Origin of the sequence: Kitasatospora sp. NPDC053057, from assembly GCF_044546945.1 — a bacterium.
Classification (GTDB): domain Bacteria; phylum Actinomycetota; class Actinomycetes; order Streptomycetales; family Streptomycetaceae; genus Kitasatospora.
Genome location: NZ_JBITZP010000063.1, coordinates 1 through 14351, shown reverse-complemented (window position 1 = coordinate 14351; position 14351 = coordinate 1). Strand labels below are relative to the sequence as shown.

The 14351-nt window shown below is 69.2% G+C and carries 7 protein-coding genes; 4 read left to right on the top strand and 3 right to left on the bottom strand.

All coding sequences use genetic code 11. The features are described from left to right. Positions 1-86: 86 nt before the first annotated feature. Together ACIG5E_RS36565 and ACIG5E_RS36560 are read right to left on the bottom strand one after the other, a co-directional pair. Positions 87-2477, bottom strand: coding sequence for a DUF4118 domain-containing protein (locus tag ACIG5E_RS36565; RefSeq protein ID WP_396541125.1), 2391 nt, complete (start codon positions 2475-2477; stop codon positions 87-89). Positions 2478-2537: 60 nt separating this feature from the next. Then, positions 2538-4421, bottom strand: coding sequence for an amino acid transporter (locus ACIG5E_RS36560; RefSeq protein WP_396541123.1), 1884 nt, complete (start codon positions 4419-4421; stop codon positions 2538-2540). 390 nt (positions 4422-4811) lie between these two features. Between ACIG5E_RS36560 and ACIG5E_RS36555 the strand changes: the two genes are divergently transcribed. The 3 genes from ACIG5E_RS36555 to ACIG5E_RS36545 all read left to right on the top strand — a co-directional run bounded on the left by ACIG5E_RS36555 (position 4812) and on the right by ACIG5E_RS36545 (position 7959). After that, complete coding sequence (locus tag ACIG5E_RS36555; protein ID WP_396541121.1) at positions 4812-5948, top strand: hypothetical protein; 1137 nt, start codon at positions 4812-4814, stop codon at positions 5946-5948. A gap of 683 nt (positions 5949-6631) precedes the next feature. Continuing rightward, positions 6632-7276 (top strand): hypothetical protein, encoded by a 645-nt coding sequence (locus tag ACIG5E_RS36550; RefSeq protein ID WP_396541153.1) that lies wholly within the window; start codon positions 6632-6634, stop codon positions 7274-7276. Beyond that, the gene (locus ACIG5E_RS36545) at positions 7180-7959 is read left to right on the top strand and encodes a site-specific integrase (protein WP_396541151.1); all 780 of its coding nucleotides are present in this window, start codon (positions 7180-7182) and stop codon (positions 7957-7959) included. Before ACIG5E_RS36550 ends, ACIG5E_RS36545 begins: the two co-directional genes overlap by 97 nt. 883 nt (positions 7960-8842) lie before the next feature. Here ACIG5E_RS36545 and ACIG5E_RS36540 read toward each other — a convergent pair. After that, on the bottom strand, positions 8843-11389 hold the full coding sequence (locus tag ACIG5E_RS36540) for a collagenase (protein ID WP_396541119.1): 2547 nt from the start codon (positions 11387-11389) through the stop codon (positions 8843-8845). 1823 nt (positions 11390-13212) lie between these two features. Here ACIG5E_RS36540 and ACIG5E_RS36535 point away from each other — a divergent pair. Next, a complete protein-coding gene (locus tag ACIG5E_RS36535) occupies positions 13213-13821 on the top strand; it encodes a hypothetical protein (protein ID WP_396541117.1) in 609 nt (202 codons plus the stop codon). The last annotated feature ends 530 nt before the right edge of the window (positions 13822-14351 follow it).

The following is a 14351-nucleotide window of genomic DNA, read 5'->3' as shown; positions in this document are numbered from 1 at the left end:
CGCCTTGACGGAATCCTGACGCCGCCGCCCGAAATCACAACGCGATCTTGACGCCCCGGGTCGCCGGCCAGTCCGGTGCCACGACATCAGGCCACCGAGCGGGCCAGGCTGATCACGTAGGCGGTGCCGCCGCCGGGCGCCTCCTCGACGGCCAGTTCGCCGTTCATCGCCTCCACGAAGCCCCGCGCCACCGCCGGCCCCGTCCCCGCCCGGGCGTCGGTCTCATCGCCGTGGACCGTCACGCGGACGTCCACCCGCCCGGCCACCACACCGGCGTCGACCACCACCGGCACCGCTGCCGGTGGCCCCGAGGCCAGCAGGTCCGTGAACGCCCGTTCCAGGAGGCCGGGATCGGCGAGCACCCGGGGCAGACCCGGCCCAAGGTCGATACGAACGCCTGGCACGCCCTCGGCAGCGGCCTGTACCACCTCGGCCACCGCGGTCGGCCGCAGCACCACCGGCATCACCCCGGCCCGCAGCCGGCTCAGGTCCAGCAGGTTGGCGACCAGCCGCTCCATCCGCGCCACCTCGGCTCCGACCCGCTGCCCGGCCGGACCGGGCAACTGCCCGGCCTCCTGGCGCACCGCTGCCAGCGGCGCCCGCAGGTCCTGCCCGACGGCCTCCAGCAGCGCGGTGTGCAGCGCGTCGGTGTGCGCGAGCACCTCCGCCGCCGACGCCTGCGCGGCCAGCCGCTCCCGCTCCCGGGCCAGCTTCAGCTGGGTGACGTACGGCCCGAGCAGCCGGGCGTCCTCTTCGGTGAGCGGTGTGCCGCGCAGAACCAGCACCGCGTCCTCGCCCAGGTCGACGGAGAAGGACGCCTCGTCGGGTCGCGACGGCACCGCCGTCCCGGCGGAAGCCGCCGGTTGCCACAGCGCGCCCGTCCGGACCAGCACGGCGGCACCGTCCAGCCCGAAGACCTGCCGCAGCTCCGCCACCAGATCGGGCAGCACCCGCGGCCCGGACTCCACCGTCTCCCCCGCCAGCCGGGTCAGCACCGCCGCCTCCGCGCGCGCCCGGCCCGCCTGCTGCGAGCGCCGCGTCAGACCGTCGATCAGATGGGAGATCACCCCTGCCACTGCGAGGAACAGCACCAGCGCCGCGACGTCCGCGCCCCGCTCCACCGTCAGGCTGAGCCACGGTGTGGTGAAGAAGTAGTCCGCCGCCAGCGCCCCGGCCGCCGTGCTACCCGCCGCCGGCAGCAGGCCGCCCAGCCGGGCCGTTCCCGCGACCACCAGCAGCAGGCACAGCAGCACGCCGGACAGGCCGAGCGAGCCGCGCAGCGGAGACAGCGCCCAGGCCAGCGCAACCGCCCCGAGCGGCCCGAGCATCCACGCCAGGCGGCGCCGCCGGACCGGGACCAGCGCCGGGCGACGGCGTCGGGGCGCGGGCGGCACCGTCAGCAGTCCCGGCTCCGGCGGCGGCAGCACCCGCACATCGATCGGGCCGGCCAGCCGGATCACCCGGTTGATCACCGAACCGGAGACCAGCTCGCGCAGCCTGCTGCGGCTGGTCGGTCCCAGCAGGATCTGCGTGGCGCTCTCCGTCCGGGCGAAGTCCACCAGCGTCCGGGCCACGTCGCCGCCGCTCACCTCGACGTAGCTGCCGTGCAGCTCCCGCAGCAGCGCCCGCTGCGCCGTCAGGCCCGGCGGCTCACGCTGCGCCGTACCGTCGTCCAGCCGGACGTGCACGCCGATGAGGTCCCCATGCACCCGGGTCGCGGTACGGGCTCCCCGGCGGATCAGGTGCTCGCCCTGCGGGGCACCGTTGAGGGCGACCATGATCCGCTCCTTGGTCTCCCAGGGCGCGCGGATGCCGTGCCGGGCCCGGTAGTCAGCCAGCTCCTCCTCCACCCGGTCCGCGAGCCAGAGCAGCGCCAGCTCCCGCAGGGCGCCGAGGTTGCCGGCCCGGAAGTAGTGGTCCAGCGCCACGTCGATCCGGTCCGGCGCGTAGATCTCGCCCTGCGCCATCCGCGTGCGCAGTGCGTCCGGGCTCAGGTCGACCAGCTCGATCCGGTCGGCGGCCCGGGCCACCTCGTCGGGGATCGTCTCGCGCTGCGCGACGCCCGTGATCTGCTCGACGACGTCGTTGAGGCTCTCCAGGTGCTGGATGTTGAGCGTCGTCGCCACGTCGATCCCCGCGTCCAGCAGCTCCCGCACGTCCTGCCAGCGCTTCGCGTTCCGCCCGCCGGGCACATTGGTGTGCGCGAGCTCGTCCACCAGCGCGAGCGCCGGGCGGCGCGCCAGCAGGGCGTCCACGTCCAGCTCCGTCAGCTCCATCCCCCGGTACGACACCGGCTTCCGGGGCAGCACCGGCAGGTCCCCCAGCTGTTCCTCCGTACCGTGCCGGCCGTACGTCTCCACCAGGCCGACCACCACGTCCAGGCCCTCGCCGCGCAGCCGCCGGCCCTCCCGCAGCATGGCGTACGTCTTCCCCACCCCCGGCGCCGCCCCCAGGAATACCCGCAGCTTCCCGGTCACCGCCGCCCAGCCACCTCCTCCGTTTCCACGTCCATGTTCCGCCCTTTGGGAAGACAGGCCCTACCCGACGTGGACGCGCGGGCGCCGGGAGCGGTCCGGCTCCGCCTCGCGCAGCACCTCCCGGGTGACCGGGGCGACCTCACCCTGCCCGAACAGGAAGAACCGCAGGAAGTGGCCGACCGGGCCGCCCTCGGTCCACTCGAAGTAGATGTGCGGGATTTGCCCGGTGCGGTCCCGGATCGTCAGCAGCAGGGCCGCCAGCGCGTTCGAAACGCTTGAGCTCTCCAGCGACAGCACCCGGTAGCGGTCGTGCAGCACCTCGCCGTGCACGGACAGCGCCGACTCGAACTCGGACGGGTCCCGGACCGTCACCTCGACGAAGACCAGGTCCAGGTCGGCCGGGATGTCGTGGTGCGCCCGGATCTCCCGCTTCTTCTCCTGGTACTCCGCCAGGTCCCGGCTGTTCGGCTCGTTGGCGATCAGCCGCATCGGCCGGTGGGTGTAGTCGCGGACGAACCGTTCGGCGGCCTCGTCCAGCACCACGTCGGTGACCCGCAGTTCGAAGGCCCGCTTGAGCCGGGACAGGAACGAGACCAGGACGATCCCGCCGATGAAGCAGGCACCGATCTTCACACCGTCCGGACGTTCGGCGATGTTGGTGCCCGTCGTGTACAGGAACACCGCGGCGATCACGGCGAAGCCGATGGTCCAGTTGCGCTGCCGGGCCTTGTGGGCGGCGATGGTGACGGCGATGGCCGCCGAGGAGATCAGCACCAGCACACCGGTCGCGTACGCGCCGCTCTGGGCGTCCACATTCGCGTCGAACAGCCACGTCACCAGGAAGCCGATCAGCGTCAGCACGATCACCATCGGCCGCACCGCCCGCGCCCAGTGCGGGGCCATGCCGTACCGCGGCAGGTACCGGGGCAGCAGGTTGAGCATGCCGGCCATCGCCGAGGCGCCGGCGAACCAGAGGATCGCGATGGTCGACAGGTCGTAGACGCTGCCGAAGGCGCCGCCCAGGTTCTGATGGGCGAGGTACGCCAGGGCACGGCCGTTGGCCTGCCCGCCCGTCTCGAACGCGGCCTTGGGAATCAGCACCGTGGTGATGAAACTCGTCGTGATCAGGAACGCGCTCATGATCACGGCGGCGGTGGTGAGCAGCTTGCGCGCGCCCCGGATCCGGCCGACCGGTTTCTCCTCGGTGTCCTCGGGATCGCCCTCGATGTGCGGCATCACGGCGACGCCGGTCTCGAAGCCGGACAGGCCCAGCGCCAGCTTCGGAAAGACGATCAGCGCCACGCCGATCATCGCGATCACGTTGCCGTGCTCGGTGGTGAGCGCGTCGGACCAGTCCGTCACCACGTGCGGGGCCTTCACCACGTGCCAGAGCCCGTTCACCACCACGACGACGTTGAGCGCCAGGTAGACCCCGACCAGGACCACCGCCAGACCGATCGCCTCGCTGAACCCCTTCAGGAAGACCGCGCCGAGCAGCGCGACCAGCAGCAGGGTGATCAGCATCTGCCTGCCGGACAGGGCACTGTGCAGACTCGGGTTCTCCACCAGGTGCGCGGTCGCGTCCGCCGCCGACAGGGTAATGGTGATCATGAAGTCCGTGGCCGCGAACCCCAGCAGGGCCAGGACGAACAGCTTCCCCTGCCAGAACGACAGCAGCCGCTCCAGCATCGCGATCGACCCCTCACCGTGCGGGCTCTCCTGCGCCACCCGCCGGTACACCGGCAGCGCGCCGAACAGCGTCACGATCACCAGCACGATGGTCGCCACCGGAGACAGAAGCCCGGCTGCGAGGGCGGCGATGCCGGGCTGGTAGCCGAGCGTGGAGAAGTAGTCCAGACCGGTCAGGCACATCACCCGCCACCACCGCTGGCCCTTGTGCTCGACCGGCGCCTCCGCGTGCGGTCCCGGGTACTGCTTGGCCATGTCGGAGAGGCCCTCCAGCAGCCACGCCCGAAACCTCGCACCCCGCGTCGACGCAGCCGCACCCAACGAACTCACCCTGCGCCCCTGTCCTCGTCCCCGAAGCCGGCGCCACCGAGGAGGCGGCCGGGCGAAAGGCTAAGCGAACAACCGCTCCACTCCCGGCATCTGCTCGCCCGATATCGCCCCATTGGTCCAACGCATTCCGGGGCATCGATACCTGGCACCCGCCATCACGTCGGCATTCGCGAACCCGTTCCCAGGAAGAGATCAGAACGGGCTGCCACGCGGGACGCCCAACCCCTGTCGATGGCGCAACCTCACGATCTGACGATGCGCCAGAATGGTGCACGGCCCAACAAGGAGCCACGCAGCCCCCGAAGGCAGGCCTTCATGACCCGTTACAGCATCGACCCCGAGCGGCACGAGCTGATCGCCACCTGGGGAACGGGCGCGGGCGATCTCGCCACCCGTATCGTCGGTCTCCCCGCCGAGGCCGGCACCTCCGTGCTCCTGAGCCTGGCCCGCGCCCTCACCCACCTGTCCGATGCCGCGTGGCGCACCTACACCCACCCGGCCAGCGCCGCCGCCTCCCAGGACCCCAACTCCGAGGGCTGGCACCGCGCGGAGGAGCGCAAGGCCTTCGACGAGGTCCCCGGCGCCATCACCCGGCCCAACCTCCCCCAAGGCGGCATGCTCGACGTCTCCTACAGCCCCCTGGCCGAATCCGCCCACCGCGCCGGCCGCGCCCTGCACACCCTCGGCAACACGGACCTCACCGACGCCGTCCTCGCGGAAGCCGCCACCGAGCTCGCCGGCGTGGAGAGCGCCGAACTCGGCGACCTCACCGGCCGCGCCCGCCAAGCCGTGCTCCTCAGCCGTGAAGGCGCCTCCCCCGTCCAGGTCGCCGCCGCCGACCGCCTCCTCCAGCAGAACCCCTTCGGCCCCGCCGCACTGCTCACCGACATCGACCCCACCGCCGCGGCCGTCGCCGCGGCCCACTGGCTCGCAGCCGCCGCCGAAGTCACCGCCGACGCCACCGGCCACTCCCCCACCACCCTGCTCCGCGACGCCGACGACATCGAAGCCCTCCCCCACGAAACCCCCACCCTCGTCCTCCAGCTCCTCGAAGCCGGCACCTCCCCCTACGACGCGGTCACCGGCCTCGTACGCCACGCCCTCCACATCGCCGACGGCCTCCTCCCCGACCCCGCAGGCCTACGCGAACAACTCGACAACCTCGACGACGACCTCGCCCAACACACCGGCCCGGACACCGACCCCGAGGACACCGGCCTGCGCCTGACCCCGCTCGACCCGAAACGCCCCGCCCGCGACCTCCTCGAAGACCTTCTCGCCGGCATCCACGGCTGCCAGCTCCTCCACGAGGAATACGACGAGGACTCCGGTGCCGACGAGGCGGAGGACTGGGACGACGAACAGGCCGAGCGACACCAGGACCGCAGCCGCGAACGCTTCGCCCGGCTCGTCCGCGAAGCCGCAGCCCAGCACCGCGACCGGCTTACCTGACCCGCCGCCGAGACCGCCTGCCCCGACACACGACGCATCCCCTCGACAATCACCCAGGGTGACAACGGAGGGCTCTGACCACCCGAGCCTCTCGGCAACTCCGCGTGACAGCCGTCGACCTGTCGGCAACCGAACGTTCACCCCAGGCCGTCGACGCCTACCCCTGAATTCCGGCCGATACTACTCAGCGCAACCGCCCCGGCATGCAGGTCTGCCGATCAATCAGGTTCGGGAATTCCGCAACCCCGGAAAGGGGGGCGGAATTCCACCACCCCCCGAAACGGCCCGAGCGGCCCCGCGGGCGGGAAACGAGGGCACCATTCCCCGCCGATACCCCGGAGGAATTCGATAAAATCAGAGCACCCCAGACCCACTCGCAGCCAGCCCCTGGCCACGCCGCAGTCGGCGTCGCGCCCCGGGCCGTCCCACACCCGAGAGCATCCGTCCGGTCGCCATCAGCGACGACACGTCCGGACACCAGGGCTCCGGACGTGATCCACAAGGCTGCGAGCCGCTCAAGGGAACCGCAGGCAATCTGAGCGCAGGTCAAGGGATCACACCAGGCCAGAGGCACCAAAGGCCTCCGGTGGTCGCACGGTGATCCCATCGCCCGCCGCAGTGCGCCCGCACGGGACCAGACTGGAAGGGCCGGCACGACCACGACCCTCCGTGAAGTGATCACCATGCGCTCCTCAGCCAAGCGCGGCCGCGTCTACCGCCGCTGCGGCTGCCGCGACCAGCACCGCAAGCAGCTCGGCACCCGCTGCCCCCTCCTCGCCACCGACCCCCGCCACGGCACCTGGACCTTCGCCGTCGACAGCCACACCCGCATCGACGCCAGGCGCCACACCATCCGCCGCGGCGGCTACCTCAAGAAGAAGGCCGCGAAGAAGGCGCTGCACCGCTACCTCGAAGGCGAACGCACCGGCATCGCCCGCGACCCCGACCAGAGCGTCGCCGACTACCTCGACGACTGGTTCCACGCCAAACAAGCCGAACTGAAGCCCACCACCGCCTCCCACTACCGCAGGCACGTGTACGACGACCTCATCCCCGCCTTCCGCGCCATCCGCCTCGACGACTTCCGCCGGCCCCACATCCGCGCCTTCGCCGACCACCAGCTCACCCACGGCCGCGGCAGAGTCACCGTCCACCGCATGCTGTGCACGCTCTCCAGCGCGCTCGGCGACGCCGTCCGCGCCGGCCGCCTGCGCCGCAACGTCGGCCGCCCCTGGTCATTCGCCGGCCGCGCCGCGCCGACCGCATCGAGTGGACCGTCGACCACGCGGCCACGTTCCTGCGCTACGCCCACGGAGCCGACCCCCTGAGCGCCGACCTCACCGAGCTGCTCATCGGCTCCGGCATCCGCAAGGGCGAGGCCCTGGCCCTCCACGGGGACGACGCCTACCTCGACAAGCGCTTCATGTACATCCGCTGGACGCTCTCGGCCATCGACAACAAAGAACTCGTCTTCACCGAACCCAAGACCCGTTCCAGCCGCAACCGGGTCGCCCTATCGGACCGCGCCACCGCGGCGATCGCCCACCGCCTCGCCCCCGACACCTTCCGCGGCCCCAACCCCGCTCCCGGACACGGCCTGGTCTTCCACCGCCACGGCCGCCCGCTCCACCCGTCCTACGTCCTCCGCCGCTTCCACCGCCTCTGCCGCGAAGCCGGCGTCCCCGTCATCGGCGTCCACGACCTGCGCCACCTCGCCTGCGCCCTGGCCATGGACGAAAACGTGCCGCTGCCGATCGTCTCCAAGACGCTGCGGCACTCCACCTTCTCGACCACCGTGGACGTCTACCACTACCTGACCATCCAGGCCGTCCGCGAAGCCGTCGACGCCATCAACCACGCCCTCGACCAGGCCGACCACAACGCCAGGCACCACACAGCCCGAATCCCCCGCACCTCACGGCTGACCACCCACCAGACGCGGAAAACGACACAGCGTCGCCAACCAGCGCCCCGGCCGGCCCGTCGAGACCACACTGCGACCACCAGATGACGACACAACAGAAAGGCCGCCCCCACCTTCCGATGGAAACGGCCTACGACCTGCGAAAACGCTGGTCGGGACGACAGGATTTGAACCTGCGACCCCTTGACCCCCAGCGGCTGATGTCTACTGGTCCGAATCCCGCAGGTCAGGTCCCATCTCGTCCAATCTGCCCGGCGCTTGATGCCACCTCATGACGCCCGATCCGTGAGAGGCATGTGAGCGAGCGGCGAGCGAGGGGCGAGTTCGATAGTGACTTGTGTCACGCGCCGCTCGTAGCCCTTGTTCGACTCCTCAGGGTGCCCACTACCACTCCCCTTCCGTACGCGGATTGGGTGCCAAATCCTCTCCGGCCATGGTGCACCCACGGACGAGGGAGGTATCCGCCCCCCTCGGATCAGGATCATCTCCAGGTGGCCGGCCGGCACCGGCGGCCACCGCCGTCACCACGCCCGCCAAACAACAGCTTCCATGGCATGAGGGCGGATTCGATCTGCACCGCAAGGCCGATCTCCGAATTGCCGATGTTCCACTCCTCGAATCAATCGATATTTCGGCGATCCGCATGCCCTGACTGGCCGTCCGGTGATTCCTCTCGACCTGGAACGAGTAACCGTTGGACCGGAACCCAACCTCCGAAACGTCCGCGACAGGCTGACCAAAACCCAGGGTCAAATCCTGGCCGGCCTGTCACATAACAGACTTATACGATCCTTTTGTACAGATTTACCCCCCCCGGCCCAACCGGAGTTGCCGGGCGACCCTTCGCGGCCTGGCGTCGGCACCGTCCTGCTCGAATCGCTTGAACCCGAACCCCGAACGCGAATCCGGCGTCGAACAGCGGCAGTTCACCGGCAGAGAGCCGGACGTCGGGACGGCGCGACCGGCGGGGTCAGAACGTGGTCGTCACGGTGGCGCCGGTGAGGGCGGTGGTGGCGTGGAGGGTGATGTAGTTCCAGCCAGCCGGGGGATTGGTGATGGTGAGGGTGTGCGGGCCGTTGCCGGTGGCGGAGGCGGTGCTGGCGGTACTGTCGGCCCAGGTGGTGGGACTGTAGTAGAGGTCGGCGGTTCCGGTGCCGGGGGTGGCCGTGATGGTGAGGTTCTTGGTTCCGGCAGGGATGTCGATGTAGAGGTAGCTGTTGTCCCGGGCGGCGGCGGTGAGGTTGGATCGGCTGCAGTTCTGAGCCAGGCGGCGGGTGTCGTCAGCGGCGCACTCGGCGGTTGAAGCACCGACCGCGACCGTCTGGTCGGCGGTTGCGGTGGCGCCGGCCTTGTCGGTGACGGTCAGCCGGACGTGGTAGCTGCCCGGCTTGGCGTAGGTCTTGGTCGGATTGGCATCGGTGGAGGTGGTGCCGTCGCCGAAGTCCCACTTGTGAGCGGTGATCGCTGCGGAGTCTTCGGTGGTGTCGGTGAGCGCGACGTTCAGGCCGTTCGCCTTGGCGGTGAAGGTGGCGGTGAGCGGCTTGCCGGGGGCGTTGCACGCACCGGCGGCGCATTCCTTGAGCCACTTGGCCCAGTCGGCGTCGTAGCTGGTGCCGATGGAGTTGATCAGGCCGAGTGCGGCTTTGTAGTCACCGGATCGGTAGTGGCCGAGCAGGGTGTCGATGTCGGAGCGGTGGTTCTCCATCATGTAGCGCACCGCGAGGTAGCCCCAGGGGTAGATCCGGTCCGTGCCGCTGCTGTAGGTGTTGGCGAAGACGGTGCTGAGCGGGTAGCTGCCCTTGGCCGCATCGGCGACCGCCGCGGTGTCGGTCACGCCGCGGTAGCCGTAGGACTCGTACTCGGCGAAGCCTTCGATCCACCAGATGGTGCCAGGGGTGGCGGTTGTGGCGGCGAAGTCGCCGGCGGTGTTGAAGCGGCCGTCCAGGTAGTGGGTGTACTCGTGGTTGAGGTTCCAGATCTGGAAGCTCGGACGCAGCCAGTCGGCTTCGTAGGCGACGAACCGGGCGTGGTTGTCGGGCTTGGAGGGGTCGCCTTCCTCGTAGATGCCACCATTGTTGGTGTCGACGCCGAAGATGACGTTGGCGTAGGTCTGGTAGTCGCTGGTGGAGTGGAAGACGTCCACCTCCATGGCGCTGTTGTGGTCGTCGGGCAGCGGGCCGGGGTCCTTGGCAAGCTTGTGGAAGTAGGCGTTCTCGCCGGTGAGGCTGTCGCAGGTGCTGAGCAGCTGCTCCTTGGTGAGCGCCTGGGTCACCATGTGGATCGTGCCGCACTGGTAGTCGATGGTCAGCACGGCCTTCTTGAGCCGGTTGGGGAGGTCGCAGGTGCCGTAGTCGGAGCAGTTGTTCTGGTCGTTGTCGTTCGCCTGAGCGGCGATGCCGACCCAGAGGGGGGCGGTGGGGCCGGTCATCGAGGACTTGGCCAACAGGTTCTTGATCATCGGGCGGACGGTGGGGGTCAGGGTGCGGTCCTGGAGGAACCGGGCCAGCTCGGTGCCGGCGTTGGACGCCAGGTAGCTCTGCGGTCCGCCCAGGAGGCCGAGGTTGTTGTTGGCGAAGGTCTCGAGGGTGGTGAGGATCGAAGGGTCGGCTTCGGTGGCGGTGGTGAAGTCGGGGTTCTGGTGGCCGCGGAAGAGGACGGTGTAGACGTTGTTGACCGCGGTCAGCATGTTGTACGAATTGTTGTACGAGCTGTTGTAGCCCGTGAGCAGCTTCTTGAGGACGGGCAGGTAGCGGGCGTTCTGGCTGGCACTGTCGATCAGGGTGACGGCCTCCGAGAGGACGGCGCCGTTGGCGTCGGTGGCGTCCAGGCTGTGGGCGTTGGCGTAGAAGGAGTCCAGGGCGGACCGGATCGCGGTCTGCAGAGCGCTGCCGTAGGTACCGACGTCGGATTTGTGGTTCCACTGCACGTAGTAGCCGGCCCGGAGGTAGAGCACAAGCTCCAGGACGTGGGTGCTGTTGTCCCCCGGATAGCTGCGGGAGGCGGCGGCCAAGGCGTCCGCCACCGTGGTCATCTGCGACTCTTGGAAGGCCAGGTGTGCGTCTGAACCGGTGACGTTGAACAGGCCGTTGATGCAGTCCGGGCCGGCGGACTGGATCGCCTGGATCAGGGCGCCGCCGGTGTTCGCGGTGAAGGCGCTGATGGAGCAGGCTGCGACACTCGCCTTCGGGCCGCCTGCCTCCCCGGTCGTCGCCTTCGACCTTGCCGCGGCGGACCTTGTCGGGCTGCCGTAGTTCTGGTGCTGCGCCTCGGTGTCGGAAGGCAGAGGTCGACGATCCTTGGGGCGCACCTGCTTCGCGTCGTCCTGGACGGCTTCGGTGGCCGACTGGGGTGCCAGACTTGCGCGGGGAGCGTCGGTCTTGGCTTCGGGGGACGGGCTGGTGAGCCCCGCGTGAGCGCTGCCCGGCCCGTTGGCGGCGATCCCGACCCCGGCGGTCAGCGCGAGGGCGGCGGCTATCAGGAGCTTGGGCAGCTTGTTGCGGGCGTGTGCGGCTTTCATGGGTTCTCCTGGTGTGGGGGCAGCACCGTGCGGCGCGGTCTAGTGGGGAGGCTTCGCAAATTAGGTGATGCTTCGTCACTTTTCCCGATGCGGAAGGCCCGTGTCGGTTGTGGGGCGCCGAGACGATGGCTGGTCCTGGCCGATCGCGGACTCGGCGATTAGTCGACTGACAGTCAGTTCGGCGACCGTCCGTGGCGGGACAGGGTGCCGACGATGACGCTCGCCGCCACCGAAGTGCCCACCGGCACAGGGCCGTTGTCGCGCCCGCGCACCACTCGTTTGCCGGTCATGTTCTCTCCTCGTCGGCAGATGGGGGTGGTTTGCTGCCGACATATGGGAGATCGGGCATGGAGCTGCGGATAACGGAAAGTGTCCGAGATCTTCAGGATGGTGGACGCGGGTGCGCGGCACGAAGCGCTCGACCGCAGGTGGGAGACAGTCTGGTGGAGCGTCAACTTCTTTGCCGTGAAGGCCGATCTGACAGATGGCATCGCTGGTTGTGAGGCGGTCCCCCATGTCGAGTGGCCGCCACTGCTGCCACCCCTTCCGGGCGTTCGTCACGGCAGGCAGGCCGGACGCAGCGGCACGAGCGATCACCGTCCCACAGGCCCCCGACCCCGCGGACCGCAGCTCCGCGCCGACCTCCGGGCGGTGCCTGCGTGCGCGACCTGAATCACACGATGTGATGAGGTGCTGGCATCTTCTGGGGGGGCGCTCGGTCGGCCAATCCTTCTCAGAATGCGGAGTGCAGCAGTGCCTGCATCCACTGCCGTGCTTGGCGCGGCCCCGGCCGCCGACGCGGACGTCGCCGCTGTAGGGGTCGTAGCCAGCGTGCTCGGTGCCCGGTACGTGCCACCGTTCCAGGATCCGCTGGAGCACGGAATCGATACGTCGACGACCCGAACGCCGACACCACACCCGGCACCCAGCTCATCCTCAACACCTGCACAGAGCTGGACCATCGCACCTAACAGTTGACCGATCAGTAGAGGGGGTCCCGCCCGGCTCTACCGGCCGGGCGAGACCCCCAATTACTGGGCGTTCAACCGATAGCTTCGAGACGACCTGCTGCTGCGGTTGCCGCCGAAGGAGGTCTGGCAACAACGGCCCTGACGCCGCACACCAGGAGCGGCCGTACATCGAGCCGCGCGACGAAGGGCTGCGGCCGCCTTGTCATCTCCCGATTCATCCGCCACTGGGGCAGCCGCAGGACCTGTCGGCGCGCACTTGATCGGCGCCAGAAAGCGTCAAGTGCGAACCCGTCAGACTGAGCCTGCGATCACGGCGAGCAACCATCGAAACCATAGTTGTGACCGCCAGAGCAGACATAAAGGCAGGAACGACGCGATAGTCACCAGTTCACGACGCCAAGCGGCCCCCGCCCCCAGTGTCGAACCGTGAAACCGTGAGACGGATGTGAGAGGCATATCCCGGAGAATGCCGAAGGCCGCTTTCTCACGAACGAGAAAACGGCCTCTGACCTGCGACAATGGGGCGAATCCCAGTCGGGACGACAGGATTTGAACCTGCGACCCCTTGACCCCCAGGTCGCGCCGGAACCTGTTTGCGCTGGTCACGGCAGTTTCGATGCACGCCGAGTCGCCCGTTCTCGCCAGTCTCGTTCGGGCGCGTGCACAGCGTGTGGTCCGGCCCTGGTCCCGCGGCCCAAGGCGATCTGACCGCTCAACTTGATGCGCCTGAGGCACCGTCAACCTGCCATGACTCCAGCGAGTGCATCGTGCGACCCGTAATGCGCCCTTGATCGGCAAAGCCCTCCGCCGGACCGTCAAAGGTCGAACCAGCGGACTTTGATCGGGGGATCCATGGGATCGAAAAACGTCGCCAGTCCGTGGGCTACGGAGGTCTTCGGCAAGCTTGCCTCCCAGCTGACGACGATCGTGCCGGCATGCATCCTCAATGCGCACGACCGAGCCCGCGGCGGCCATGAGGGCGTCCACACCCAAACCCACGAGGCTTACGGCCACGGCCTCTACGCGGCACAGTATGAAGAGCTTGTAACCGGACTGGCGGACCTTCCCGGCTCCGAGCCAGTCCGGCTCCAGGCACGAACGGTCATGGTCATCGCTGGCCACGTCATCTTCCCGATCCGCTACGCGAAGAAGGATGTACCAGTCACCGTCGCCAGGCTCCGACGCTCCTCCGGGCTCCGCGCGGATCTCATCCGTCGACATGGCCCGGAGCCTCGCCAGATCGCTTTCGACCTCGGCATCGAGCTGCCTGAGGAAGACGAGCCGCACGCCGACCTCCTGCGTCTGTCGCCCGAGACCAAGCTGGTGCTCGTCGCCTACGCATGCTCCCTGGCCAGCGGAGTGGTTCGACTGGAATGGGGATCAGCCGAGCTCCGCCGCGAAGATCGATCGCTCCTCTGGCATCACCACGAACCTTTGCCGCTTCCCAGGGCCCCACACTGATGATCGTGAGCAAGTCACTACAGCGCCGGCTGCTCGCCTCTTTGTTGCGCAGGAACTGGTGTCACCCCGGGACGGAAACGACCAGCCGCCGCGGGCCCGCCGTGGAGCGGTCGCTGGTCGGTGTTGTCGGTCGCTGCTGGCCAGCCCCGGACGGCCCACAGACGGCCCAGGAACGGATGACTGCTTCACAAGAGCAGCGCCCGGCTGCTGACCCTGACCTGCGCCGCGCCTGGCCTGCCTGTTCCCCGGCTGCCGCACCGCCGGCACCCGCGACCGGCCGCCACGTACCGCCCGATCTGGCACGCTTCTGGCACAGCACCCCTCGGCACATGGCGTCCTGATTGCAGGACTCCTGCACACCCAACAGCGGAGCCCGGCGGCGTCATTCGACCGAATGTCGCCGAGGCCCGGGGCCACCCCTGTCGCGAAGGTCTGCCCCTAGTACTCCAGTGCGACTTCGTGATCTATCCGGTTGAGGGGTCGGCGAGCCGTCGTTGGTAGTGGCTGCGGCGAGCACTGGCTTGATGGCG

Coding starts and splice junctions, on each gene's coding strand:
- ACIG5E_RS36560 (WP_396541123.1), bottom strand. CDS start 4,421: ATGGCCAAGCAGTACCCGGGACCGCACGCGGAGGCGCCGGTCGAGCAC.
- ACIG5E_RS36555 (WP_396541121.1), top strand. CDS start 4,812: ATGACCCGTTACAGCATCGACCCCGAGCGGCACGAGCTGATCGCCACC.
- ACIG5E_RS36550 (WP_396541153.1), top strand. CDS start 6,632: ATGCGCTCCTCAGCCAAGCGCGGCCGCGTCTACCGCCGCTGCGGCTGC.
- ACIG5E_RS36540 (WP_396541119.1), bottom strand. CDS start 11,389: ATGAAAGCCGCACACGCCCGCAACAAGCTGCCCAAGCTCCTGATAGCC.
- ACIG5E_RS36535 (WP_396541117.1), top strand. CDS start 13,213: ATGGGATCGAAAAACGTCGCCAGTCCGTGGGCTACGGAGGTCTTCGGC.